Origin of the sequence: Alkalibacillus sp. S2W, assembly GCF_046764385.1 — a bacterium.
Lineage (GTDB): Bacteria > Bacillota > Bacilli > Bacillales > Alkalibacillaceae > Alkalibacillus > Alkalibacillus almallahensis.
The window spans coordinates 27764-51582 of the sequence record NZ_CP177234.1 but is presented as its reverse complement, the minus strand read 5'-3'; the positions used below and the strand labels follow the sequence as shown (position 1 = coordinate 51582).

Annotated in this window: 28 protein-coding genes and 1 other RNA gene; 4 read left to right on the top strand and 25 right to left on the bottom strand. The window is 39.7% G+C overall.

The features are described from left to right. Positions 1–456: 456 nt before the first annotated feature. Entirely contained in the window at positions 457–732 is a 276-nt protein-coding gene (locus tag ACKXGF_RS00295) for an AbrB/MazE/SpoVT family DNA-binding domain-containing protein (protein WP_306974132.1), read from the top strand. 40 nt (positions 733–772) lie between these two features. Here the strand turns inward: ACKXGF_RS00295 and rsmI are convergent, their stop codons facing one another. The 9 genes from rsmI to ACKXGF_RS00250 form a co-directional block, all read right to left on the bottom strand. Beyond that, the gene (gene rsmI, locus ACKXGF_RS00290; RefSeq protein ID WP_411954402.1) at positions 773–1654 is read right to left on the bottom strand and encodes a 16S rRNA (cytidine(1402)-2'-O)-methyltransferase; all 882 of its coding nucleotides are present in this window, start codon (positions 1652–1654) and stop codon (positions 773–775) included. Between the two features lie 17 nt (positions 1655–1671). Next, the gene (locus ACKXGF_RS00285; protein ID WP_411954401.1) at positions 1672–2409 is read right to left on the bottom strand and encodes a tRNA1(Val) (adenine(37)-N6)-methyltransferase; all 738 of its coding nucleotides are present in this window, start codon (positions 2407–2409) and stop codon (positions 1672–1674) included. 92 nt (positions 2410–2501) lie between these two features. Continuing rightward, positions 2502–2834: an initiation-control protein YabA gene (locus tag ACKXGF_RS00280; RefSeq protein ID WP_167262917.1), complete on the bottom strand. Its 333-nt coding sequence runs from the start codon at positions 2832–2834 to the stop codon at positions 2502–2504. 13 nt (positions 2835–2847) lie between these two features. Further along, positions 2848–3675 carry a stage 0 sporulation family protein gene (locus ACKXGF_RS00275; RefSeq protein ID WP_411954400.1) on the bottom strand — a complete coding sequence of 276 codons (828 nt, stop codon included), beginning with the start codon at positions 3673–3675 and terminating at the stop codon, positions 2848–2850. A 5-nt stretch (positions 3676–3680) separates the two neighbouring features. After that, positions 3681–4673 carry a DNA polymerase III subunit delta' gene (gene holB, locus ACKXGF_RS00270; protein ID WP_411954399.1) on the bottom strand — a complete coding sequence of 331 codons (993 nt, stop codon included), beginning with the start codon at positions 4671–4673 and terminating at the stop codon, positions 3681–3683. Between the two features lie 19 nt (positions 4674–4692). Next, positions 4693–5133, bottom strand: a complete 441-nt coding sequence (locus tag ACKXGF_RS00265; protein ID WP_167262922.1) for a YaaR family protein — start codon at positions 5131–5133, stop codon at positions 4693–4695. Between the two features lie 16 nt (positions 5134–5149). Beyond that, positions 5150–5479, bottom strand: a complete 330-nt coding sequence (locus ACKXGF_RS00260) for a cyclic-di-AMP receptor (RefSeq protein WP_167262924.1) — start codon at positions 5477–5479, stop codon at positions 5150–5152. 77 nt (positions 5480–5556) lie between these two features. Beyond that, a complete protein-coding gene (gene tmk, locus ACKXGF_RS00255) occupies positions 5557–6198 on the bottom strand; it encodes a dTMP kinase (RefSeq protein WP_411954398.1) in 642 nt (213 codons plus the stop codon). Positions 6199–6210: 12 nt separating this feature from the next. Further along, a complete protein-coding gene (locus tag ACKXGF_RS00250; protein ID WP_411954397.1) occupies positions 6211–7644 on the bottom strand; it encodes an aminotransferase class I/II-fold pyridoxal phosphate-dependent enzyme in 1434 nt (477 codons plus the stop codon). Positions 7645–8035: 391 nt separating this feature from the next. Between ACKXGF_RS00250 and murB the strand changes: the two genes are divergently transcribed. Then, positions 8036–8956 carry a UDP-N-acetylmuramate dehydrogenase gene (gene murB / locus ACKXGF_RS00245; protein ID WP_411954396.1) on the top strand — a complete coding sequence of 307 codons (921 nt, stop codon included), beginning with the start codon at positions 8036–8038 and terminating at the stop codon, positions 8954–8956. 425 nt (positions 8957–9381) lie between these two features. Here the strand turns inward: murB and ACKXGF_RS00240 are convergent, their stop codons facing one another. From ACKXGF_RS00240 to tadA, 7 genes are all read right to left on the bottom strand, one after another. Next, a complete protein-coding gene (locus ACKXGF_RS00240) occupies positions 9382–9588 on the bottom strand; it encodes a sigma factor G inhibitor Gin (protein ID WP_411954395.1) in 207 nt (68 codons plus the stop codon). A 373-nt stretch (positions 9589–9961) separates the two neighbouring features. Then, positions 9962–10225 carry a pro-sigmaK processing inhibitor BofA family protein gene (locus ACKXGF_RS00235; RefSeq protein WP_411954394.1) on the bottom strand — a complete coding sequence of 88 codons (264 nt, stop codon included), beginning with the start codon at positions 10223–10225 and terminating at the stop codon, positions 9962–9964. Positions 10226–10294: 69 nt separating this feature from the next. Next, complete coding sequence (gene recR, locus ACKXGF_RS00230) at positions 10295–10891, bottom strand: recombination mediator RecR (protein WP_306974107.1); 597 nt, start codon at positions 10889–10891, stop codon at positions 10295–10297. A gap of 16 nt (positions 10892–10907) precedes the next feature. Then, positions 10908–11228: a YbaB/EbfC family nucleoid-associated protein gene (locus ACKXGF_RS00225; RefSeq protein WP_411954393.1), complete on the bottom strand. Its 321-nt coding sequence runs from the start codon at positions 11226–11228 to the stop codon at positions 10908–10910. 12 nt (positions 11229–11240) lie between these two features. Beyond that, positions 11241–12971, bottom strand: coding sequence for a DNA polymerase III subunit gamma/tau (gene dnaX / locus ACKXGF_RS00220; RefSeq protein WP_411954392.1), 1731 nt, complete (start codon positions 12969–12971; stop codon positions 11241–11243). 145 nt (positions 12972–13116) lie between these two features. Continuing rightward, an RNA gene (gene ffs / locus ACKXGF_RS00215) (signal recognition particle sRNA large type) lies at positions 13117–13384 on the bottom strand. A gap of 104 nt (positions 13385–13488) precedes the next feature. Then, complete coding sequence (gene tadA / locus ACKXGF_RS00210) at positions 13489–13950, bottom strand: tRNA adenosine(34) deaminase TadA (RefSeq protein ID WP_411954391.1); 462 nt, start codon at positions 13948–13950, stop codon at positions 13489–13491. 94 nt (positions 13951–14044) lie between these two features. Here tadA and ACKXGF_RS00205 point away from each other — a divergent pair, with 94 nt between their 5' ends. Further along, the gene (locus tag ACKXGF_RS00205) at positions 14045–15328 is read left to right on the top strand and encodes a LysM peptidoglycan-binding domain-containing protein (RefSeq protein ID WP_411954390.1); all 1284 of its coding nucleotides are present in this window, start codon (positions 14045–14047) and stop codon (positions 15326–15328) included. Here the strand turns inward: ACKXGF_RS00205 and ACKXGF_RS00200 are convergent. The 9 genes from ACKXGF_RS00200 to ACKXGF_RS00160 all read right to left on the bottom strand — a co-directional run bounded on the left by ACKXGF_RS00200 (position 15320) and on the right by ACKXGF_RS00160 (position 23476). Then, positions 15320–16072, bottom strand: a complete 753-nt coding sequence (locus ACKXGF_RS00200) for a DUF3891 family protein (protein ID WP_411954389.1) — start codon at positions 16070–16072, stop codon at positions 15320–15322. The genes ACKXGF_RS00205 and ACKXGF_RS00200 overlap by 9 nt on opposite strands. A gap of 49 nt (positions 16073–16121) precedes the next feature. Next, positions 16122–16631, bottom strand: a complete 510-nt coding sequence (locus ACKXGF_RS00195) for a type 1 glutamine amidotransferase domain-containing protein (protein ID WP_411954388.1) — start codon at positions 16629–16631, stop codon at positions 16122–16124. Between the two features lie 81 nt (positions 16632–16712). After that, positions 16713–18026, bottom strand: coding sequence for a lysine N(6)-hydroxylase/L-ornithine N(5)-oxygenase family protein (locus ACKXGF_RS00190; protein WP_411954387.1), 1314 nt, complete (start codon positions 18024–18026; stop codon positions 16713–16715). Positions 18027–18162: 136 nt separating this feature from the next. Further along, positions 18163–19884, bottom strand: coding sequence for an acetate--CoA ligase (gene acsA, locus ACKXGF_RS00185; RefSeq protein WP_411954386.1), 1722 nt, complete (start codon positions 19882–19884; stop codon positions 18163–18165). 190 nt (positions 19885–20074) lie between these two features. Beyond that, positions 20075–20563 carry a hypothetical protein gene (locus ACKXGF_RS00180; protein WP_411954385.1) on the bottom strand — a complete coding sequence of 163 codons (489 nt, stop codon included), beginning with the start codon at positions 20561–20563 and terminating at the stop codon, positions 20075–20077. Between the two features lie 179 nt (positions 20564–20742). Beyond that, positions 20743–21204, bottom strand: coding sequence for a hypothetical protein (locus ACKXGF_RS00175; RefSeq protein ID WP_167262956.1), 462 nt, complete (start codon positions 21202–21204; stop codon positions 20743–20745). 214 nt (positions 21205–21418) lie between these two features. Beyond that, positions 21419–22489: an IS30 family transposase gene (locus tag ACKXGF_RS00170; RefSeq protein ID WP_411953264.1), complete on the bottom strand. Its 1071-nt coding sequence runs from the start codon at positions 22487–22489 to the stop codon at positions 21419–21421. A gap of 182 nt (positions 22490–22671) precedes the next feature. Beyond that, positions 22672–22884, bottom strand: coding sequence for a hypothetical protein (locus tag ACKXGF_RS00165; RefSeq protein ID WP_411954384.1), 213 nt, complete (start codon positions 22882–22884; stop codon positions 22672–22674). A 25-nt stretch (positions 22885–22909) separates the two neighbouring features. Next, positions 22910–23476: a sigma factor-like helix-turn-helix DNA-binding protein gene (locus ACKXGF_RS00160; protein WP_411954383.1), complete on the bottom strand. Its 567-nt coding sequence runs from the start codon at positions 23474–23476 to the stop codon at positions 22910–22912. Between the two features lie 176 nt (positions 23477–23652). Here ACKXGF_RS00160 and ACKXGF_RS00155 point away from each other — a divergent pair, with 176 nt between their 5' ends. After that, complete coding sequence (locus tag ACKXGF_RS00155) at positions 23653–23802, top strand: YvrJ family protein (protein ID WP_167262962.1); 150 nt, start codon at positions 23653–23655, stop codon at positions 23800–23802. Positions 23803–23819 lie beyond the last annotated feature (17 nt).

The following is a 23819-nucleotide window of genomic DNA, read 5'->3' as shown; positions in this document are numbered from 1 at the left end:
GCCGTCCGGGCCGTCACGGGAACAGAACGTGTCTCGAGACCCCACAGACCACGCCTTTTGGCCGAGGGATGCACCTGCGTCTTCTAATGATGCTTCGAAGTAGGCTATCTCGGTGCAAGTAGCAGAGATGCTTATTCGATGTAGTTGCCTGGCTCGAGCCGTGCCCGCGGAAAGCGTCCACCGATAGCGGATCACAATTCCAACAATGGACTAAGATAGAACATAATCATTAATCTATTCAGTTAGGTTCTATTGTAACGATTTTAAGCGTTAATTTCCATTGTTTTTCATTGTACATCCTATTTCTTTAAGACATATCTACACCATTCATGTATGTTGTTTCAATTTGAAACACTTTACTGGTAAATATACTTTAATTAATTGACTATACATACAAAGAGTGGTAAATTTAGTCTCGAAAGATAGCGAAATTATGATCGAGAGGGGAGAAACAAAATGAAATCAACTGGTATTGTCAGAAAAGTCGATGAATTAGGACGAGTCGTTATTCCAATTGAACTTCGTCGTACATTAGATATCAACGTTAAAGACGCTCTTGAGATTTACGTTGACGACGATCAAATTGTGCTTAAGAAATACCAACCTAATATGGCTTGCCAAATTACTGGAGAAGTTTCTAACGACAACATCACAGTTGGCGACGGAAACATCGTTCTAAGTAAAGAAGGTGCACAACAATTAATTAATGAAATCCAAAAGAAAATGGATTGAAGTGAGAAAGCGGGGTTATGATGCTCCGCTTTTTCTACGTTTAGGACTCATGATAAGCATCATAAATATCACGACTCGAAACACCACGATCTAAGGCCACTTTTTTGACCGCTGCTTTCGTTTTGATAGCTTCTTTTGACTTATAGTAATCAACATGTTCAATAATAGACCAGGATTCCCACCAACGATCTTCTTCCTCATCTATTTGATCAGCTGGCTCTACAGTGATGCAAAATTCACCACGTATAGTGGCATCATTTGAACATGCCCATCCGTAAACTTCCTCAATGGTTCCAGACACATACTCCTCAAACGTTTTAGTTAGCTCTCTAGCCAGTGTTACTCGGCGAGATGCATGATATACATCTGTCATCCGTTTTAAGGTTTGTTTGACACGATAAGGCGACTCATAAAAAATCAAAGTATTTCCTGTCCGATCTAACTCTTTTAAACGATTTCGTAAGTCTTGATCTTTCTTCGGCAAAAATCCAGCAAACGTAAACGTATCAGTTGGTAACCCTGAGCCAACTAAAGCGGTTAATGCTGCATTGGCACCTGGTAAGACAACGACATGAAGTCCTTCTTCACGCGCATCTCGCACTAATGTGTAGCCTGGATCCGAAATGAGCGGCATACCAGCATCACTCACTAAAGCAATTGATTTCCCTTCACGCAAATTATCGATCAAACTTGCCCGCTTTGCTTCCTCACTATGTTCATGGAAACTGACTAGTGATTTTTCTATTTCAAAATGATTTAATAGTTTCTTCGTTTGCCGTGTATCTTCACAAGCAATTAAATCGACTTGTTTTAAGACATCCACCGCTCGGAATGTCATATCATTTAAATTTCCAATCGGCGTTGGGACGATGTATAAAGTTGAGCTCTGGTCTTTACCGAAACTTTTTTGAATCTGAACCATGTGATAATTCTTCCTTTCTAACCATGTAAAATCGCCTTCATCGCATCTGTGTACGCTCCATTTTCCTGATGAATATAAAACGGCGCCTCGACTTTAATATCTGATTTTCCATCTTTTAAAAACTCGATTAATACCATGGTCGCATCTCGATTTGGTTTGGCATGGACGAACTTTAGTCGTTTGATCGCTAATTGAAAGGTTTCAGCTAAGGTCATGATTTCAACTAAACGATTGGGACGATGAACCATCGAAACTTTGCCCCCTGATTTGACCAGACGACTACAGGCTTGTAACACATCAGTTAACCCGCCATAAACCTCATGTCTTGCGATCGTTAAATAATCATTATTGTTTTGTTTCTCTTTCGAATCCGTTTTGAAGTACGGCGGATTACACGTCACAACATCAAACTGTTGATTATACTGTTTCGATACCTCACGAAGGTCACCATGGATCATTTCGATATGATCTTCTAGTTGGTTTAGTTTAACATTACGCAAGGCCATATCATATAACCGTTCTTGAATTTCAACGCCATAGATTGAAGCATTGGAACGCTTAGACAGATACAACGGAATAACGCCATTACCTGTACACAAATCCATGACACGACCACGTTTAATTGGTAAATATGTGAAATCAGCTAACAAGACAGCATCAGCTGAAAATGCGAACGCTGACGGGCTTTGAATCACTTGCCGTTCATCATCGGTAAATAAGTAGTCAATTCGTTCATCACCTTTTAATTCTACCATGCCCTTTAAACCTCTCTTCTAATAATCATAAACACGCTAACAATAAACATCCTTTACTACACATAGCAGTAAAGGATGTTCAGTGAATCTATCTAGTTAAAAAACTTTAAGCAAAACATACAATCTTCTTCTTCTCTTGGTGTTCCGAAATAGACGTGACAAATATGGAAGCCTTCTTCATAAATTCGCGCCAAATTATCATAACCTTCGCCAACTCGCTTGGCTGCTTTATGTTCATGTTTAGCGGGTTCATCCTGTGTTAAATCGTCTACACGCTGACGCAAGTGATGGTTCTCATGCGATAATTGATGATTTTCTTCCATTAGTTGAACGAGATCGTTTTTCAACAACGAAAAATCTTGCTGTAATTCTTCAAACTGTTTTTCTAAATGAGAAAAACGCTCTAACACTTCCTTTTTGTTCACAACATCCACCTCATTACTCTGTTGCTGGCACTTTAATGGCGCCTTCATCAATTAATTCATCAACTGTATATTCGACTGTGCGTTCCATTTCTGTTAACTCAACCTGCACAAGGCGCTCTAACATATTCAAGCCGACAACTTTACCAGATCCGTTAGAAGTTGTTAGGCTTTCACCAATATCAGGCAGCTCTTGTTTAGCTTCTTCGTACATATCATTCTCATATTTTAAGCAGCACATTAAACGGCCGCATAATCCAGAAATTTTGGCTGGATTTAATGATAGGTTTTGATCTTTTGCCATTTTAATTGAGACAGGTTCAAAGTCACCTAAGAACGTAGAACAACAAAGCATGCGTCCACAAGGCCCGATTCCGCCTAACATCTTAGCTTCATCACGTACCCCAATTTGACGTAATTCAATTCGTGTCTTAAATACTGATGCTAAATCTTTCACTAAATGGCGGAAGTCCACACGTCCATCTGCCGTAAAGTAAAAAATAATTTTATTACGGTCAAATGTATACTCGGCATCAACCAAATTCATATCTAGTTGATGCTCTTTGATCTTACTCGAACATTCATTAATCGCTTGGTTTGTCATCTCATTGTTTTCAGTTACCGTCAATTTATCTTTGTCGTCTGCTACCCGAATGACTTTCTTAAGCGGTAAGACAACATCTTCTTCATCAACTTGACGATTTGAAATCACAACGCGACCAAACTCGATCCCGCGAGCCGTTTCAACAATGACATAATCTTCAGTTGTTAATTGTAGCTCTCCTGGGTCAAAATAATATATTTTACCCACTTGTTTAAAGCGGACACCAATAATCTCTATCACGTTTATCACCTCTGCAATTGAAGGACTAAATGTTCCATTGCAAGTGTATTGTGAACATTGTAGGCTAACCTACGTTTCGTTTGCAGCAATTCATATACACACGCTTTGGCTTCATGTAATGTCATCGTATAGTGAAATTGCTTTAATCGGTCATTTTGATCAATTAAAACGATACGATCTTGTCGGTCTAAATGGTATGAAATAATGTCTTGATACCATAATATTAATAAATCTATTCCTAGCTCGTGATGGTGGCGTTCCTGGAAATGTTGTAGCCACACTTGATGGAGGAACAGATATCCTTCTTCTTTAGGATTCATGACTTTATCTATTAATTGTATCACTATTTTTCGCGCTTCGGCAAACCAACTATCCTCTTCATAAGTCAGGGCTTCGTTTAAATCAAAATTAAGGGCAGCATAAATTTGTGCCGTCGACTCAGGTAACCCTTGTTCGATAAATTGCTGTGTTAAATCATTTTGATTCAAAGCATGGAATTGTATACGTTGGCAACGTGACAAAATTGTGTTCAGCACAGAACCCACATTCTCAGTCATCAAAATCGCCACCGTCTGCTGGCTGGGTTCTTCTAAGAATTTCAATAAGCGATTAGCCGCATTGGTTGTCATTTTGTCAGTTTCTGATAAGATATAAACTTTTTGATTAGATTCTAAGCCTGTGTATGTAAATTCTTTTTGCAGAAATTCGATTTGTTCTTTTTTAATCGATTGACCTTCTGGTTCTAGCCAATGGACATCAGGATGATTGCCTGATTTAATTCGCTTACATGACCGACATTCCCCACAAGGTTCACTCGATTCTTCTACAGCCTCTTCACAAAACGACCGCATCGCAAATAAAAGACTGGCGTTTTGTTTGCCAGTCCCTTTTGGCCCATGAAATAAATAAGCGTGTGCCATTCTATTTTTAACAATACTGTTTTGTAACATACGAGTTGCCACAGGTTGTACTTCTTGTAACTGCGCCCACGTTTCCATTAACGTCATCCTGTTCTATTTAAGCGTATAAATTCATAAGAAGTCCTTTAATTTCACCAATATCATCTAATACATCAATGGAGCTTTTCTCTTGATCTAATACATCATCCGTCAGTTTGACCAATTTTTCATCGACTTGTTTAACAATTGATAACGTTTGGTTCCCGCCATTTAAATCCCATTTTCGCGACTGTTCAAGCTCTAAACCATAATTAGTCGCTTCCTGGATAAATTGACGAACCATTTGTTTGTATTTGCCTAGGTCAGGGAAGGAGCGAAATTTCGCCACTTTTTCACCTTGCTTGGTTAAATCACCTAGCAAGCGGTTAAGCTCAGATTCCTTCATTTTCTGAGCTTCTTGTCCGACCACGCTTTGGAATGACGATTTCATATTCATTTGTTTGGGTTGTTTTTGCTGCGTGGCCTCTAATTGAGCACGCATTTCTTGAGTTACTTTCACAATCAGTCACTCCTGCTTAAAATTGATGGAAGGCGTCAACAGGTAATACAAAGACGGTTGCGCCACCTACTTCGACCTTGACTGGCTTCGGAATATAAGAGTCTGCATTGCCACCCATTGGTGAAATTGGAGCTACCATTTGATCACGGTGACTACAATTATCTTCAATGATTTCTAACGCGTGATCAACATGGTCTTCGTGAACACCAATCATCAAGGTCGTGTTACCTTCCTTTAAAAAACCGCCACTCGATGATAATTTAGTTGATTGATAATCATTGTCTGCCAACGCATCTGCCAAGCGGTTAGCATCCTTATCTTGTACAATCGCAAGGATTAGTTTCATCCTTATCCTCCTCTTAACTGACTCTATACTTATTACTATTATAACAAGTTTTTTGACAATTTAGCACTCATAAAGAATTATTTTTGAAATCGATGATCTAAATATTGATTAACTGTCGCTTCACATGCTTGTTGTACCGCTTCAATCGGTTGATGGGCATCGATACTTTGAATGCGATCAGAAAAACGTTCTTTTAACAGATCATAGGCTTCTTTTACTTTTTGGTGGAAATCAAGCTTCTCTAAATCAAGACGATTTTTCTCACGTTGATGATTATCTTGTATCCGGTCTAAGCCGATTTGAGGGTCGAGATCAAATAAAATCGTTAAATCTGGCATACAATCCTCAATCGCAAATTTATTAATATCATACACATCGTCAATCCCTAAACCGCGAGCATGACCTTGATAAGCCAAACTACTATCGACAAAACGGTCACATAAAACAACTTTACCATCTTCTAAAGCAGGGATAACCCGTTCCACTAAATGTTGACGGCGCGCAGCTGCATACAATAACGCTTCAGTTCGCGCATCCATTGCCGTGTGCCCAGGGTCTAAAATCACTTGACGAATCTTCTCCGCAATATCAATGCCACCTGGCTCTCGCGTCATTAATACTTGATACCCTTTATGCTCAAGTTGATCGGCAATATATTGAATCACTGTTGATTTACCAGCGCCTTCTCCACCTTCAAATGTAATAAATAATCCGCTCACAACACTCTTCCTTTACTCTATAGAATAAACCTTAATCTGTGTATGACTAGATGAACCTGTCGTTTGAATATGGACAGATTCAGCTTTTGCTTGTTCTATCATTTCTACCGCTTCAGATGTAATGATTTCCCCTTCTACAATGATAGGAATGCCTGGCGGGTAAGGGGTGATCGACTCAGCAGCAATCCGACCAATGGCTTCTTGAAAATTGATACATACTTGGCTGAATTGCCTCAAATCCTTATAAGAATACGGTAGACGTACAATACCACTTTGAAATGAAATATTAGTTTCTATTCTATCATGGTTTTGCTTAAATGGAATGCCTTTCAAACAATCCATCATCGTTCGCATTCGCTCATTCCACGATTCATCGTCTAAATTTAAGCCATGAATCAATAATAGTTGTTGTTCACTGACTAATTCAGCGTCAACTCCATTCTCATGTAACCACATTAACACATCGTGTAAGTTATAACGATCGGACGTTATAATCGTTTTTAAGGGATCATCAACACCTTTACGAACCGCTGACACTTGAAAACCATCGAGCTGATCAATCGTCTTGTTAAACTTTTCAATCCAGTCTAGCGTCTTCTTCACGTCTTCCTTATGTAGATTCGCCACTGTATAACGAGCTAAATCTAAGCTCATCATAATTAAATAAGACGGACTACTTGATTGAAACACTTGTAAATAATATTTTAAAAGGTTAGCTGACACATAAGCTGACTGCAAATGTAAGAATGAACCCATCGTAAGGGCTGGCAGTGTCTTATGGGCTGACTGAACAATAACATCTGCACCACAATCAACCGCAGACTTCGGAAAGGCATCACTCACATTAAAATGAGCCCCATGAGCTTCATCTATTAAAACAGGAATCTGATGAGCGTGTGCTTCCTTTACAATTGATTCTAAATCATACGTTGCACCGAAATAATCTGGATAGGTTAACGCAATCGCTTTAATACTTGGATCACTATGTATAGCCTCAGCCATTACCTCAGCACGCAACGAACTAAATCTGCCTGTTGCTTGATCAAAATCTGGCGTCACAAATATCGGCCTCGCTCCTACTAGATGAAGTGCGTGCATAATCGATTTATGACTGTTGCGCTGAACTAATACATGATCACCCGCTTCACAAGTCGCCATAATCATCGCCAAATTACCAGCCGTTGTCCCATTCACCAAGAAATACGTCTCATCCACACCATAATAATGTGCCGCTAATTGTTGTGCCTGAGCAATAGTTCCACTCGGTTCATGTAAATCATCTAAACCAGGCAATTCCGTTACATCATAAGCTAAAAAGGGATACCAATCAGCCAGCTCATCTGGAAATAACTGCCCATTTTTATGCCCCGGGACATGATAGGAGTGCGGTGAATTACTTATATGCTCTTTTAAAGCGTCAACAAGCGGTTTCTGGCTTTGATCCAATTTAATCACCCAGTCTATTAGTTGATAACCCTATTTTACACGAATGTTTTAATAAAATTAATTACCTAATTGTAAAATGTGCGTTAGCTTAGTTGTTGAATTGTGAGAAGCGAAGGTGGCGACTCCTGCGGGAATAGCACGAGCATCGAGACCCCGCAGACCACGCTTTTTGGTCGAGGAGGCTCGAGCCGTGCCCGCGGAAAGCGTCCACCGATAGCGGATCACAATATCAACAACTGTCTCTAACTAAACTTACACGAAAAAAGTCTCAAAACACATTGCATCAAACGGTAAATATTCATTTCGTGTTATAATAAGAATAATATAAACTGACGCGTCTATAACAAACCATTCATACGCGTAAAATCAAAGCGTTGAGGTGATGAACTGCATGGCAACTAATGCATCGATCGAACAACAATTACAACAAATACTTGATGATGACCATATCATGATTAACGAACCCTTAAGAAACCATACGTATACAAAACTTGGCGGCGCAGCTGACTACTTCGTCACGCCTTCCTCCTACGAAGCCGTCCAAGAAGTGGTGAAATTGGCTAACCGTGAACAACTCCCATTCACCCTACTCGGTAATGGATCGAATTTAATCGTCAAAGACGGTGGCATTCGCGGGATTATCTTAAGCCTAAAAGAATTAAAAGACATTACAGTCGAAGGAAATGAAATGATTGCACAAAGCGGCGCTCGAATCATAGATGTTTCCTACCGTGCGTTAGACGAACAACTAACAGGATTAGAGTTCGCCTGCGGGATCCCCGGCACAGTAGGAGGAGCATTGTTCATGAATGCTGGCGCATATGGAGGCGAAATCAAAGACGTCTTAAAAGAAGCCGTTGTGGTGGACCCTGATGGCAACTTACTGACCCTTTCAGCTGATGCCTTTGACCTACAATATCGCCACAGCAACATCCCTGAAAAAGGCTATATCGTCTTAGAAGCCTTATTCGTCTTAAAACCAGGCCAATACGATAACATCAAAGCCGTCGTGGATGATTTGACGTACAAACGCGAATCAAAGCAACCGTTAGAATACCCATCTTGTGGCAGTGTCTTCAAGCGCCCACCTGGTTACTTTGCAGGTAAACTCATTCAAGACAGTCATTTACAAGGTAAAGGCGTCGGCGGTGCTGAAGTGTCTACTAAACATGCTGGATTTATCGTGAACAAGAATAACGCAACAGCGACGGATTACATTCAATCGATTGAACTCGTGCAAAATACAGTCAAGGAAACCTTTGGCGTTGACCTTGAACGAGAAGTTCGGATTATTGGAGAAGATCCTGAATAAACGCTCTAAATTTAAAAGCTTTGTTAAAGTCCGTTGTTGATATCGTGATCCGCTTTAGGTGTATAGTTTAGTTTCGCTGTATGTGTTGGGGGTTTCGCTGTATCAAGCGATGGTTTCGCTGTATGTAAGTATGTTTTCGCTGTATAATGGAGAGATTTCGCTGTATAGAGCACCAATTGCGCTGTATCATGCGCCTTTTTCGCTGTATCACTGTATCACAGCGGGATCTCGAGACACGCGCTATACCATCGACGACCCAGAAGACTAATGTCGACACCAACGCTACTCACAATTCAACAACTCAATACTTTGTTATTTAAAAATAAACACTAAACTATAACAAAGCCAATTTAAAAGACGCAACGACTATAAATTTAATAGTCGTTGCGTCTTTTAAATTATTCTATAAAAAATAGGAGAGTAGATTACATCAACATCTGATTTGTTAACGGACGAGATTTCATTTTCTCAACGTAATATTGATACTGCTCTTCTTCAGGATTCGTTTGAACTATTGCACGCTCGCATGACTGACAAATAAAATTCGTTAAAACATAGATTCCTTGCGCTTTCCATTGATCACACACTTGGCAGTAGTGAAAGGTCATTTGATTCATCGGTTCCACCTCCACTACCTATCATCCCCAGCTTAATAGATTCTTATACATGTTCTATGAAACTTTTTATAAAATAGAACTGTTAAAGTATAGTGTTGATTTTCGATTGATATAGCACTTAGTTGTTGATTTGTGAGTAGCGAAGGTGGCGACTCTTGTGGGAACAGCACAAGTCTCGAGACCCCCAGAGGCCCACAGGATGTGGGTCACTTCGGCGTTTGTGATTGACGTCCGGCACTTAGCCGAAGTTCCTTCAGTTCCGAGGAGGCTCGAGTCGTGCCCACGGAAAGCGTCCACCGAGAGCGGATCACAATATCAACAACGGACTTTGGCAAAGCTATAAAAATAAAGCGAGTGCAGTATTGCATTCGCTTTACCTTCAACAACTCTATAAGATTAACAGATGGATGGCCACTAATGCTCCTACACCCATCACGCCTAAGAATCCTGCAACAACAGATGTAAATAAATTAATCGGAATATGTAAACCAAACATTGCACCAAACACATTAGCAATGAATATAAACAATGCTCCTATCACAATTTTAAATACACCTTTAGATAACCAATGCATCATACTAACAGGAACACCAAACAGCAACAATAAAACAATTAAAGCTAAAAGTGCTAATACCACGACAATTGGATCCATACTAGAACTCCTTTCGCTTATCCTAGTAGAATCCTATGTGCGTATTAGCACGATTAGAACTTCATTCAATTATAAATCGCGACGTCCCTCTAGTGCTTTCGATAACGTCACCTCATCAGCGTATTCTAAGTCGCCTCCGACAGGTAATCCGTGCGCAATTCGGGATAGACGAATGCCTGACGGTTTCACGAGACGTGAGATATACATCGCCGTCGCTTCCCCTTCCACATTCGGGTTCGTCGCCAAGATTAATTCTTCTACCTGCTCATCTTTAAGGCGTTCAATCAACGTCGATACGTTTATATCTTCAGGCCCGATTCCTTCCATCGGCGAAATCGTTCCGTGTAATACGTGATACTTGCCTTGAAAATCTTTCATTTTTTCCATCGCGATCACATCTTTCGGATCTTGGACTACACAAATGACTGATCCATCACGCGATTCATCACTACAAATACTACATGGATCTTGATCCGTTATATGACCACACGTACTACAATGCGTTAGCTCACGTTTAGCGTTGACGAGTGATTTTGCAAAATCTAATACATCATCTTCTTCCATTTCTAACACAAAAAATGCCAGGCGAGCGGCAGTTTTTGGACCTATACCTGGCAGTTTTGTGAAACTATCAATTAGCTTCGTAATTGGTTCTGGATAATACATTTATTAGCATGGCCTCCTAAAACATTCCCGGCATATTCATACCTTTCGTGAATTCACCCATCTTTTCGTTTGTTGTGTCATCTACTTGTTTTAACACATCATTCGTTGCTGCAATAATTAAATCTTGTAGCATATCAACATCATCTGGGTCGACGACTTCTTCATTAATCTCAACATTTGTGATTTCTTTTTTACCATTAGCAACAACCTTAACCATGCCGCCACCAGCAGTTGCTTCAAACGACATCTCATGTAATTCTTCTTGCGCCTTCATCATCTTCTTCTGCATTTTCTGCATTTGTTTCATCATATTATTCATATAATCCATCCCTTTCAATCAAATATTTTATTAAGAATCTTTCACTTCTACAAAATCATCCCCGAATAACTGTTGAGCTTCGGTAATGACTTGTTCCTCTTCAGCTGGGTTACTTTCTTCCTCATGTTCGGTTGATTCTTTTGATGCCATTATTTCTGTTTCATCATCTGATTGTTGATTTAAGAAATCCTCTCGAATCGGCTGCCAATCATCTTTTGGAATTGGAATCATCGTCAGCCTTTTACCAATATATTCACTTAAAGCTGTTTCAATCATTTCTTGGTTTTCTTCAATGAGCTTACAATGAATTTCATATTCAAACGCTATAATGAGTGATTGTGGTGAAGCAGCTTTAGGCTCACTATTCACTAGTTTAGCATGGGCAGGTGGACTTGTCTTTTTTAACTGTTCCATAAAAGTTGCCCAATTATGACGAACCGATTGAATATCGTCTTTTGTAGCGTTCGATAACGTTTGGCGCACTTTTTCATATGGGACTTTATATTGCTTCTGACGGTTCGTTTGTTGGCGCTTAGGTGCTTCTTGTGGTGCCTGTGATTGATTAGCCTGAGGGACACCTTGTTCTTTTAGTGTCTTCAGTTCCTTCTCTAAGTTCGCAATCTGTTGTAACAGTTCTGGTGATGCGGCAGATCCCTGTTGTTCTTCAGCTTCACTAGGTAGTTCGCGAATATTTAACAGCGCCACTTCAACTAAGATTTTCGGACTATTCGTCCATTTCATATCTTGTTGCGTTTGGTTTAACACTGAAATCGCTTCTTCTAACCAGTAACCTGTCAGTTGTTGACGCACTTGATGGAATTGCTCATTTGGAATCGCACGAACGAGCGCTTCTTCCATGCCATCTGCACTGTTGTACATTAACAAATCACGTAAGAAGTTGATAAAATCAAAAACGAACTGACTCGGATCTTTTCCTTCTTGAATCATTTGGTCGAGTAGCGTTAAAGCTTGCTTCCCATCTTGCTGAATGAGCGATTCAATCATTGCCAGCAACTGTTCTTGGGCAATCGAGCCGGTTACTGCTAATACGTCTTCCGTATGAATATGGCCATCTTCACTATAGGCGATCGCTTGATCAAGTATACTTAACGCATCACGCATACCACCCTCAGCCGTGAGACCAACATGAACAATCGCATGATCATCGTAAGGAATATCACTGTCATCGAGGATTAATTTTAAGCGATCGACAATGGCTTGTTGTGAAATTCGTTTAAAATCAAAGCGCTGGCAACGCGATATAATCGTCAATGGAATCTTATGTGGTTCAGTCGTTGCCAAGATAAACATCACATGCTCAGGTGGCTCTTCTAAGGTTTTGAGTAAAGCATTGAATGCACCTGTCGATAACATATGCACTTCATCAATAATATACACTTTATAAGTCAAAGCACTAGGCGCGTACTTCACCTTATCCCGAATCTCGCGAATATCATCCACACCGTTATTAGAAGCGGCGTCTATTTCTATAATATCTGAAATCGAACCGTCTTGAATGCCACGACATGCATCACATTCACCACATGGTTCCTCGACAGGGGCGTAATTACAATTAATTGCTTTAGCAAATATTTTCGCCGCACTTGTTTTACCTGTCCCGCGTGGTCCTGTAAATAAATAAGCATGGGCGACTTTAGACTGTAGAATCGCATTTTGTAGCGTTCTAGTAATATGCGATTGACCGACAACATCAGTGAATTGTTGTGGTCGCCACACTCGATACAATGCTTGATAGGCCATGGACGTAATCTCCTTTAGTTTCTCTTCTTCCATTATAACCGATTCGATTCAGACATTTCAAAACGTAATACAATTGTTTCGTAAACGCTGTAATATCTTAAAAAAACTCACCCGCTTAACAGGTGAGTTGTCATCATTATGTACGCCGTGCACCCATCTTCGATAAAGTAACTCATAAGCGTTACGTCAGATTCTAGCTCGGTCCAGGTTGCCCTGCGACACACAAGAGGGGCCGCTTACTGCTGCTTCCTTCCGGACCTGACAGGGTTCACGGGTTCTCGTTGCACAGGACCCAGACGTCAACACTGTGCACTGACGTCAGACCTTAAAGCTACTTTACCTCAGACGGGAATTCAGTCCCACTATAGCGGATTGTGGGTTACAGGGCACCGCTACCTCCCCACCTAGCACGGCAAGTGTTCATTTAATTATGGAGCGCCTTTTCAAAAGCGCATATACTAGTATATTACGTTTAAAGCGAATTTGCAATAACAAAGAAATCCAATTCGTTAACAAATTATGTCGACTTTTTTTGTTTTCTTAATCGACGGAAAAAATCAGTTAATAACGACGCACATTCTGCTTCCTTTACACCTGATGTAACAGTCGCACGGTGATTAAACCGATCATCGTCTAATAAATTCATAAGCGTACCAGCGCAACCTGCCTTAGGATCTGTTGCACCATATACAACATGAGGAATACGTGATTGAACAATCGCTCCTGCACACATTGGACAAGGCTCTAACGTGACATAGAGTGTGCAATCTTCTAAACGCCAACTCCCGATTTGTTGGTTAGCCGCTTCAATCGCGATCATTTCCGCATGCGCTACACTTAATTGCGACGTCTCTCGTTGATTATATCCAGTAGCGATTACTTTATCTTCATATACAATCACTGCGCCAATTGGCACTTCACCAATAGCCTCTGCTTGCTTCGCTTGTTCGATCGCTTCATCCATGAATGATACCTGCATCTTTATCACCTAATCTCATTATAACACGGCATGTATGCATATTAACGATTGACCTCTCATAAATTCATAAAGAATAAGTGAGAGGAGTGCGTTTATGTTAATTCATGTCGTCGAACGAGGTGATTCCTTATATTCAATCGCCAATCGTTATCAAGCATCAGCAGATGAGTTGATTATGATTAATCAATTAGAAACGCCAAATGATTTAGTCGTCGGGCAAACACTCATCATCCCTAATGATGAGTATACAGTGCAAGCTGGTGACAGTTTTTATTCGATTGGTCAAAAACTGAATATCCCGTTTGAAGAATTAGCTGAGTATAATGATTTGGATTACAATGAACCATTAATGATCGGGCAAGTCTTATCTATTCCTCAGCCATCCAAAACCACTATATCAACTAATGCCTATGTCGAACCGTTCGGGGATACGGTAAGCGATCAACTGATTGAATCTGCAATGAATCGTACACCTTTATTAACGTACTTAGGATTATTTAGTTATGAAGTAAATGATGATGGTACATTAACACCACCGCCAATTGAGCCATTACCTGAGATTGCTAGCGAAAATCAGACTGCGCTGATGATGGTCATTACCAATTTACGTGATGGCTCTTTCGATCAAGAGCTTGGCCGTAGAATACTAACGAATGAGCAAGTACAAGACGAATTATTTAGCCAAATTATCGCAACAGCAAACGAAGTTGGGTATCAAGATATTCATTTCGACTTTGAGTTCTTACCTACCGATATGCGAGAGGCTTACAATCAATTTCTCCAAACCGCAAAAGACCGTTTATCTCCAGAAGGTTTGATGATTTCAACAGCCCTTGCACCGAAAACAAGCGCCGAACAAACAGGTGCGTGGTACGAAGCACATGATTATGCTGCCCACGGTGACATTGTCGATTTCGTTGTGCTTATGACGTATGAATGGGGTTATAGTGGTGGTCCAGCTATGGCTGTATCGCCGATTGGTCCCGTCACCGATGTAGTTGAATACGCATTAACTGAAATTCCTGCCGATAAGATTATGCTTGGTCAAAATACTTATGGCTATGACTGGACATTGCCTTATGAAGAAGGCGGCGACCCCGCTCAAGCCATTAGTCCCAATCAAGGCATTCAACTGGCCCGTGAATACAATCAAGCGATCGAATTCGATGAAGAAGCGCAAGCACCCTACTTCTATTATTGGGATGAAGATGGGAACCAACACGAAGTCTGGTTTGAAGACGCTAGAAGTATTCAAACCAAATTCGATCTTATTAAAGAAAAAGGTTTGCGAGGGATTAGTTATTGGAAACTCGGCTTAGCTTTTCCTCAGAACTGGGCATTGCTTGATCACGAATTTAATATTCGAAAATTAGACTAAATAGACATGGCGTTCATCAAATTCCGTTAAGTCAAACGCTTGCTGAAGACCGCGACTGTTAATTAATTCTTTATCCACTTCTTTAACTGGAATTGGCAGGTGAAATGGCTCCTTAAATGGGTTAGGCGAAACAGCAATTCGTTGTTCGTCTAGCCATTTTGCTTGTATAGGCTCGTCCAAGCCTTGAAAGTGTTGTCTGAACCCATCTTTGAACATTTTAACCTCTTCATGTTTGGGTGTTCCTGGTTCATTTAAGCACATATAAAGCGACAAATCATCACAGAATTGCAGTAACTTAAAATGAAAGTCTTGCTCAGATTGCTCGGGTAATGATTGTTGCTTAATCGATTGTTGTCGATTTATTTCCCGGGTAATAAATTCGGAAATGGTCGGATCATCAGATTGTTGGTCAAAAAATGACGCATAATGCCAACTGCATAATAGAGCTGCATATGCCGACTGTTTATGAACCTGGTCGACTCCCCATGAATAATGCTCGACTTTCGGTTTGACGGGATAATACATAAATGAATGCGGCTGACCTTTATCATCGTTCCAAATAGGTTCTGCATCTAGAGGAATCCAAGCATAGTCATGATGAGACACGGCATATTCCACTTGATCGCGCCACTTCTCTCCTTCGAAAATGTTAGATAACCATTGCTTCGCTATTTCGCCGCTTACAAGCGCATGATCATGTTGGCGAATCATGATAAATGAATCTTCTCGTTCTGTTATAATCAAACGAACTCACCACCTTCTATGAACAAGTTATGAGCTAGATGAATCTAGCTCATAACTGTTTTAAGGATTCACGATTAAAATCTGGAATATCATCAGGGTTTCGACTCGTTACAAGGTTATGACAGACGACAACGGGCTGGTCATGATAAATAGCACCTGCATTTTCTAAGTCGACGACAATAGAATCATAACCTGTGACATGACGGTCTTTTAAAGTTTTAGCTGTGATCAATAATTGTGGTCCATGGCAAATCGCAAATACGGGTTTATTTTGTTCCATAAAATCACGAGCGAACTGAACAAATCGGTCATCTGCTCGCAATTGATCAGGCGAAAAGCCTCCAGGAATAAACAAAGCATCAAATTGGTCGGGAGTGACATCATTAATACCATAATCAACCGCCACTTCAACTTCCCCGCGCTTGCCTTTCACCACTTGATCACCAAGCTTCTCAATCGTCTCTACTGAATGTCCCGCTTCACGAAACGCATAGGCTGGATCTGTGTATTCTCGGTCTTTGAAGTCATTCGTCATGAGACACGCAATCCGTTTAAACATAGCGAACCCCTCCTTGACCTCATCGTTTTTGTTATTAACACTATTCCCGTTACCGATAAAATCAAACGACTTCACCCAGTCCTACTCATAGCGAAATTGTTGGAAAATCGCATGATCCTGCGCTTTATAAACCTGTTTTCCAACGATATCATTAATGATTTCCATATTCCGTTGAACAGCAAGCCCTAAATTCGTCGCCGCTGTACCATGAGAATGATCAATATTCGTCACCACATAGAACTGATGCTCACGTTCATCGTTGAATTGCAGGCGATATTCACGCGTCAGATCATACATCCATTTATCTTTATTTTCCCATTTAACTCTGTCTTCAAAGCGGTCCGTGAACCATTTAGGAATATCAGGCTTATAACCTGTCGCTAACACTACTTTTTCAGTGTCATATTCAAATGATTGTTCTTCCTGCCACTGCTGACAGACCAATTCATATGAACCGTTTTTCTGCTTAATATCATTTACTTCCGTTAACGGTTGAATCGTTATTTGTGGGTCTGTTTCACCGATCGAGAAATTATATAATAAATGATAAATATGATCCAACGTCTTCACATCCACCCCGTTACGCAACGGATCTAACGTCTCTAATGTCCGCATACGTTTATCAAACTCTAATTGATGGAAATAATCCACATACTTCGGCGAGAAAAACTCCTGTCCAATACTCGCTGCTTCAAGCTGGAAAATCCCTTTACTGCGCGTAAACCACGTAATATGAAAAGGATAATTATTCCTTTCCTGTAATAAATCATAGAACACTTCTGCTGCACTTTGACCTGATCCAACTACCGTCACATGGTCTGACTTTAACAATTCATTCTTATGTTCTAAATATTGACTTGTATGCAAGACATCTTCTTCGGGCAAATCTTCCGCTGCATTTAACACAAGCGGTTTGGATCCCGTTGCCATCACGACATGCTTTGTATAATAATGTGACGTCTCACCTTGTTCGACGTCTTCTACAACCACTTCATAATGAGGTTCAGGGGCGTCATGATGATCAATCACATCTACCACGCGATGCCCGTAATAAAGGCCATTAATCTGAGCTGCTGCCCACTGTAAGTAATCATTATATTCTTGACGCGGAATTTCTAAGCGATGATAAAAGAAAAATTTATATAGTCGTTCATGGTCATGCAAATAATTTAAAAACGAATACCGACTTGTTGGATCTGCGAACGTCACCAGATCGGCTAAAAACGATACTTGTAAATCCATCCCATCAATTAGCATGCCTGGATGCCAATTCATTTTCGGCGTTTCATCGAAAAAGATTCTGTCGACGTCATCCAAATCTTCAGTTAATGCCGCTAAACCTAAATTAAAAGGTCCAATGCCAACACCAATAAATGTGTAAAGTTTATCATCCATTAAGATCACCTTTTTCTATTGTGTAGTCTGTACTTATTTAAGTTTCCTATTTTGTGGGAATCTAAACTTGTTTCATAAGAAAAAGCACAGCACTCGGAATAATGTTCGAGTACTGTGCTGTTAATAAAATCATTAATTATTCTTCTAACGTCGACGTATCGCCTTCTGGTAGGCCTAGTTCACGTGATTTAAGGAGTCTACGCATAATCTTACCACTACGTGTTTTCGGAATGGCGTCCGTTACTTGAATTTCACGTGGGGCTGCATGAGCCGCAAACCCTTTCTTCACGAACTGACGGATTTCTTCTAATAAGTCTTCAGATTCTTCGTAACCCTCATTAAGCGCAACAAACGCTTTAATGATCTCACCGCGTTCAGGATCAGGTTTACCAATAACGCCCGCTTCAGCGACAGCTTCATGTTCGATTAACTTACTTTCGACTTCAAATGGACCGACACGTTCACCTGATGTATTAATGACATCATCTAAACGTCCTTGGAACCAGAAGTAGCCATCTTCATCTTGGTAAGCACTATCACCAGACACGTACCAACCGTTTAAGAAATAGCTTTCGAATTTCTCAGGACGTTTCCAAATTGCACGCATCTGAGCTGGCCAACCCGCTTTAATCGCTAAGTTACCCATTTGGTTTGGTGGCAATTCTTCACCCTGGTCATCCACGATCGCTGCGGTTACACCTGGAATCGGTTTACCCATCGAACCAGGACGAATATCCATCGTTGGATAGTTACAGATCAATTGCGCACCTGTTTCGGTCATCCACCACGTATCGTGAATCCGTAAATTAAAGGCTTTCTTGCCCCAATGAATCACTTCTGGGTTTAACGGTTCACCGACACTTAAAATATGACGCACACTGTCTAATTTAAAGTCATCTACGATCTCTTTACCTGAGCTCATTAACTTACGGAATGCCGTTGGCGCAGAATACCATACGGAAATTTGATAATCATCTAATGTTCCGTACCATGCCTCTGGACTAAAACGACCACCAACCACGACGTTCGTCACCCCGTTTAACCACGGCGCAAAGATACCATAGCTCGTGCCCGTTACCCAACCTGGGTCAGCCGTGCACCAATACACATCATCCTCTTGTAAATCGAGCACCCATTTACCTGTTTGATAATGTTGGATCATTGCATTATGAACATGATAAACCCCTTTTGGTTTACCTGTTGAACCTGATGTATAGTGAATCACCATACCGTCTTCTAAATCGACCCATTCAAGATCGAATGATTCACTCGCTTGTGCCATTTCTTGATGATAATCGATATAACCATCAGGAATATCAGTTGAATCACCGACTAAGACGACTTTCTTTAAGTCAGGCAATTGATCTTCAGGTACGCGTGATAATAATTCAGGCGTCGTAATGAGCATAACCGCTTCACTATCTTCCAAACGGTCTTGTACCGCCTGCTCCATAAATGCTTCAAACAACGGCCCAGCAATGGCACCGACTTTTAAAACACCTAAGAAGCTCGCGTAAAATTCAGGCGACCTCGGCATGAATAAAAACACGCGATCACCTTTCTCAATGCCTTGATTTTTTAACACATTCGCAAACTGATTACTTTGTTTTTTCAACTGATCAAATGTTAAGGATTCCTTGCGGTCAGGTGAGACGTATTGTAACGCGACCTGATCTTTTTTATCGGGATTTTCAGCATGACGATCGACCGCTTCATATGCGATATTCACTTTACCTGTCTCATGCCAAGTGAAGTTCTGTTTCGCTTCATCCCAGCTGAAGTTTTGGTATGTTTCTTCATAATTGTTTAAGTTGTGTTGTTTGTTACTACCTTTTAAAACGTTTTCACTCATGACCATCACCTCATTCGAATTGTTGTCAAACTTATTTAATTGTTTAAAAATTCTGTACTCATATTGTATATGAAATCGCTTTATAATTAAAGTGATGAACTCAAAATCACCTAATTTTTGCATGAGGACTATTATAGGTGATCATAATGACTTAACTGATGACGTTTATTCTTTTTCTTACATGTCACACATTAATTTACTCTTCGATTTCTAATTCTTCATCCCAATCAAAACTTGAGTTATTTAAGTAAGTATATAAGTTGTTTTCGTCAATAACTTCATAAGAACCATGAATGAAAGGTTCACTTATTAATATTTTATTTTCATATATAGAAATATAGGTGGAAGGTTGAGAATTTGAATGGTGCAAAATAATTTGGTAATGATCATTATTTGATAGATTATAGTGATTACTTTCTTTTAATTCTATATCAGAAAAGTTCTCGGATAATTCACGAATTTTTTTCTGATCAGTTAAATTTTTTGCATGCAGCATTTCTGAATCAAAACTTCGGTGTTCTATTCTCACCATATCTATTTCTTCATCATGATTATATTCATCTTTAACAGTATTAAACTCATTTTCAAAAGTAGTGTATTTCATATAATCATTTACAAAATAGACCGTTAAACCAATGACAATTATAGTACTGACTAATAATAGGATTTTCTTCTTATCTCTCATATAATCATCCTAAACTTTAGTTTAATTATAAGCATTGTAACACCTAACGGAAGGAACTATAATAATTATATGAAATAAATTCGGTAATTTATTTCATACTTCCATAAAAAATGACTGTCGAGACAAGACTCTCGACAGTCATAAAATCAAATACTTATGCTTGATTATCTGGAATTATATTATGATGTGTAACTAACCCAACTACCATTTGACTGTTGTACTTGTTGAATAATATAAGCAGATGTTGGGTCATGAACATTCCCAGACATATAAGTGTGGTCTGGTGTCGAAGCATTACTCCAATAATCTAATTTCACAAACTGAAATTCTACATTAATATAGTTACCATTTCTCAACAAATCACCTAAACGTTCAAAGGCAATAGCACCTCCTCTGACATATGATGCAATTGCATCAGAATTCTGATTATCTGCAATACTTACCATCTCATAAGCAACTGTAGATATTGTACCAACGGTTCTACCAAACAGTGTGCTCAACGATGATAATAATACTCCTGCTAGATTTGAAGAAACGGTACTTTGTCCTGCACCATACTGTAGTTCATCGTGAAACGCCATATGAGATTGTTCAGCATCTTGTACCTGTTTAAGATTCATAACTTTTGTAACTAATGCCATTAATAATCACTCTTTAAACTTTTTTGATGCGCATCTACTATATAAAGAGCGATTTACTACTTATAAAACAACCAAATGATAATTAAATTTTCCAACAGACCTAAATTTCAAGTACAAGTTAGCCACTGGGCCAGCCCCTGCTATGGGGAGATTGTGAATAGATGAAGAGAGTTGACGCTCTCCCCCCTAGGGGGGAGCGAAATGTCACAACTATCTAAGCTATTGCCTTGACCTCTGTCATGAGTGCTTCCTGTGGCGTGCGATAATTGAGCTGTTTCCGCGGATAGGTATTCATCCACGTTTGTACGCGTAAGGTTTGTTGCTGACTCACTTGACTGATGGGGTGACTTTTCGGTATAAACCGTCGAATCAATTTGTGCTGATTTTCGCTGGTGCCGCGTTCATAAGATGCATAGGGATGACTAAAATAGACTTGGGTCGTTTCTTTTAAATCCGTTTCTAACGTGCTGAACTCCGACCCGTTATCTGACGTGATGGTTTTAAACATGGCGCGCATGTCTGTGCCGGTTCGCTCGGCCAGTGACTGAACGGCTTTTGAAATCGATGATGCATCCTTTCGGTCGACTTTAATAACGCATTCAAACCGTGTTTTACGCTCGGCCAAGGTGAGTAATACCTCATCATCTTCACCTTTAACGCCCAGTACCGTATCAATTTCCCAGTGTCCGAACTCTGCTCTGTCTTCAATATGTTTCGGCCGCTCTTCAATGGAAGTACCTAACTTGCGCTTATTTTCTTTACCGTGCCGCCCGGTCTTTCTAGGTGCGCGACTGACTTTCTCAAGCAGGTCAATATTCTTCGTCCGCATAATGCCGATGTTGATCCAATGATAGAGTGTGGTAGTGCACGGTAGTAAGGCTTGGGCATACGGAAAATGGACTTTCAAATAACCGACGACAGCGTCTGGAGACCATCCGTCCTGAAGCATCTTGGTATCCGCCCATTCTATGAATGTAGGGATACCAACCCATTTCGGTATACGCCCGCAGTTTAACCGATTTTCTTCGTACTGACGTTGGCCGACATCTGGGAAATAAACGGGATGCGTATAGCGGTATGTTTTGCCATTTTGTTTCTGTTCTCTTGCTTGCGTCACCGAACCCCGTTTAATCTCATTATTGATTGTTTGCGGCGCACAGCCTAATACTTTGGCGATTTGACGGTGAGAATAGCCTTCCTGCTTTAACACTTGGATTTTTGACCGTTCATCCGCGCTTAAGTGTTTGCCCTTAGTGCGGGGCATGTTATCATTAAATGGCGTCATGTGATTTCATTCCTTTATTGAGTGTTGTGGTTAACTTCAATATAACATGAAATTCACATGGCGTTTTTTATGACTTAAGTGGCTAAGTTCATTATAAAATCCACCATTTTCCAACAGACTACAAGGCAGGTAATTTAAATTCAAAATCCATTTACCTCTTGCTTCATTGGAATTAGGAAAAATTATGTCCTTTCACTTTTATTCTTCTCAACAAATTCCCAGAAATCAATCGGTTTGATTTTCTCACTTTTCACAGCTTCAACAACTTTCAAATTGATTTCCTGCTCCACGTCCTCTTGTTCTTGATAGCTGGTATGATTGATGCTCTTCTTAATTTTTGGTTTCATCATCTTGAGCGTTTCATGAATGATGACATTCTCATCTAAGTCCTCCATATCTTTCACCCCTTTCTAGAACTGACTAACTCAATTTACTTTTAATTTTGTTAACAGCATCCCGTTTATGCTTAGAGATGTTCTGAGAACTATCATTGAAGTATTCTGCAATCTCTTTAATTGATAACTGCCCCATGAACGTTAACTCTAAAATGCGTTTTTTCTTGTTAGACAAGTCATTGATCGCATTTATGAGTCTCTCATCGGAGAATATGTCTGTTATAGTTCCGTGCAAATCATAATCGTCATATTCTGCATGAAATAAATCAATAATAGCTGCATCATCACCTTCTGACACTGGTTTATCAAGAATTAAGACATGGCGATCTTGGTGCTTTTTTAGCTTTTGATCATAGTCATTGGTATACCTTCTAGATAATACTGATATATAACTAACCAACCTATATGTCATATAAAACTTAATAAACTGCTGATTTAATTCTTGGTTTGCGTTTTCATCGTTATGCTCAATCGCTTTTTTAAGCAAAAGAAAATGATCTTGATCTTGGAAAAAACTTTTTATGATCGGTTGTTCGAATAATTCAGGATTCTGATTAACAAATTCATCTACATAATAATAAGCCTCGTACATGTCCATTCCTCCTTAATTTCAAAAGAGAAATAATCATCAAGTAATCAACTTTTTTTATCAAAAAATCGAACATATGTTCTATTATATGATTAAGTACTTTTGTTTTCAAATAATATTTCATAATTAGTAAACTTTTGTTTTAAGCTTTCTCTTTATATTAAAAAGGGGGCTATAAGATGGATGTTAATTTATTATATGACTTAATAGGAAACTTTGGTTTTCCCATTGCGATCACGATTTATTTATTAATTAGACTAGAAAAAAAGATCACAGAGCTAACATCTGCAATCACAAAGTTAAGAGAAAATGTTAAATCTAAACTTTAACTAATAAAAAAGAAGCC

Coding starts and splice junctions, on each gene's coding strand:
- ACKXGF_RS00295 (WP_306974132.1), top strand. CDS start 457: ATGAAATCAACTGGTATTGTCAGAAAAGTCGATGAATTAGGACGAGTC.
- rsmI (WP_411954402.1), bottom strand. CDS start 1,654: ATGGTTCAGATTCAAAAAAGTTTCGGTAAAGACCAGAGCTCAACTTTA.
- ACKXGF_RS00285 (WP_411954401.1), bottom strand. CDS start 2,409: ATGGTAGAATTAAAAGGTGATGAACGAATTGACTACTTATTTACCGAT.
- holB (WP_411954399.1), bottom strand. CDS start 4,673: ATGGAAACGTGGGCGCAGTTACAAGAAGTACAACCTGTGGCAACTCGT.
- ACKXGF_RS00260 (WP_167262924.1), bottom strand. CDS start 5,479: ATGAAACTAATCCTTGCGATTGTACAAGATAAGGATGCTAACCGCTTG.
- murB (WP_411954396.1), top strand. CDS start 8,036: ATGGCAACTAATGCATCGATCGAACAACAATTACAACAAATACTTGAT.
- ACKXGF_RS00235 (WP_411954394.1), bottom strand. CDS start 10,225: ATGGATCCAATTGTCGTGGTATTAGCACTTTTAGCTTTAATTGTTTTA.
- recR (WP_306974107.1), bottom strand. CDS start 10,891: ATGTATTATCCAGAACCAATTACGAAGCTAATTGATAGTTTCACAAAA.
- dnaX (WP_411954392.1), bottom strand. CDS start 12,971: ATGGCCTATCAAGCATTGTATCGAGTGTGGCGACCACAACAATTCACT.
- tadA (WP_411954391.1), bottom strand. CDS start 13,950: ATGCAGGTATCATTCATGGATGAAGCGATCGAACAAGCGAAGCAAGCA.
- ACKXGF_RS00205 (WP_411954390.1), top strand. CDS start 14,045: ATGTTAATTCATGTCGTCGAACGAGGTGATTCCTTATATTCAATCGCC.
- ACKXGF_RS00195 (WP_411954388.1), bottom strand. CDS start 16,631: ATGTTTAAACGGATTGCGTGTCTCATGACGAATGACTTCAAAGACCGA.
- ACKXGF_RS00190 (WP_411954387.1), bottom strand. CDS start 18,026: ATGGATGATAAACTTTACACATTTATTGGTGTTGGCATTGGACCTTTT.
- acsA (WP_411954386.1), bottom strand. CDS start 19,884: ATGGTCATGAGTGAAAACGTTTTAAAAGGTAGTAACAAACAACACAAC.
- ACKXGF_RS00180 (WP_411954385.1), bottom strand. CDS start 20,563: ATGAGAGATAAGAAGAAAATCCTATTATTAGTCAGTACTATAATTGTC.
- ACKXGF_RS00175 (WP_167262956.1), bottom strand. CDS start 21,204: ATGGCATTAGTTACAAAAGTTATGAATCTTAAACAGGTACAAGATGCT.
- ACKXGF_RS00170 (WP_411953264.1), bottom strand. CDS start 22,489: ATGACGCCATTTAATGATAACATGCCCCGCACTAAGGGCAAACACTTA.
- ACKXGF_RS00165 (WP_411954384.1), bottom strand. CDS start 22,884: ATGGAGGACTTAGATGAGAATGTCATCATTCATGAAACGCTCAAGATG.
- ACKXGF_RS00160 (WP_411954383.1), bottom strand. CDS start 23,476: ATGTACGAGGCTTATTATTATGTAGATGAATTTGTTAATCAGAATCCT.
- ACKXGF_RS00155 (WP_167262962.1), top strand. CDS start 23,653: ATGGATGTTAATTTATTATATGACTTAATAGGAAACTTTGGTTTTCCC.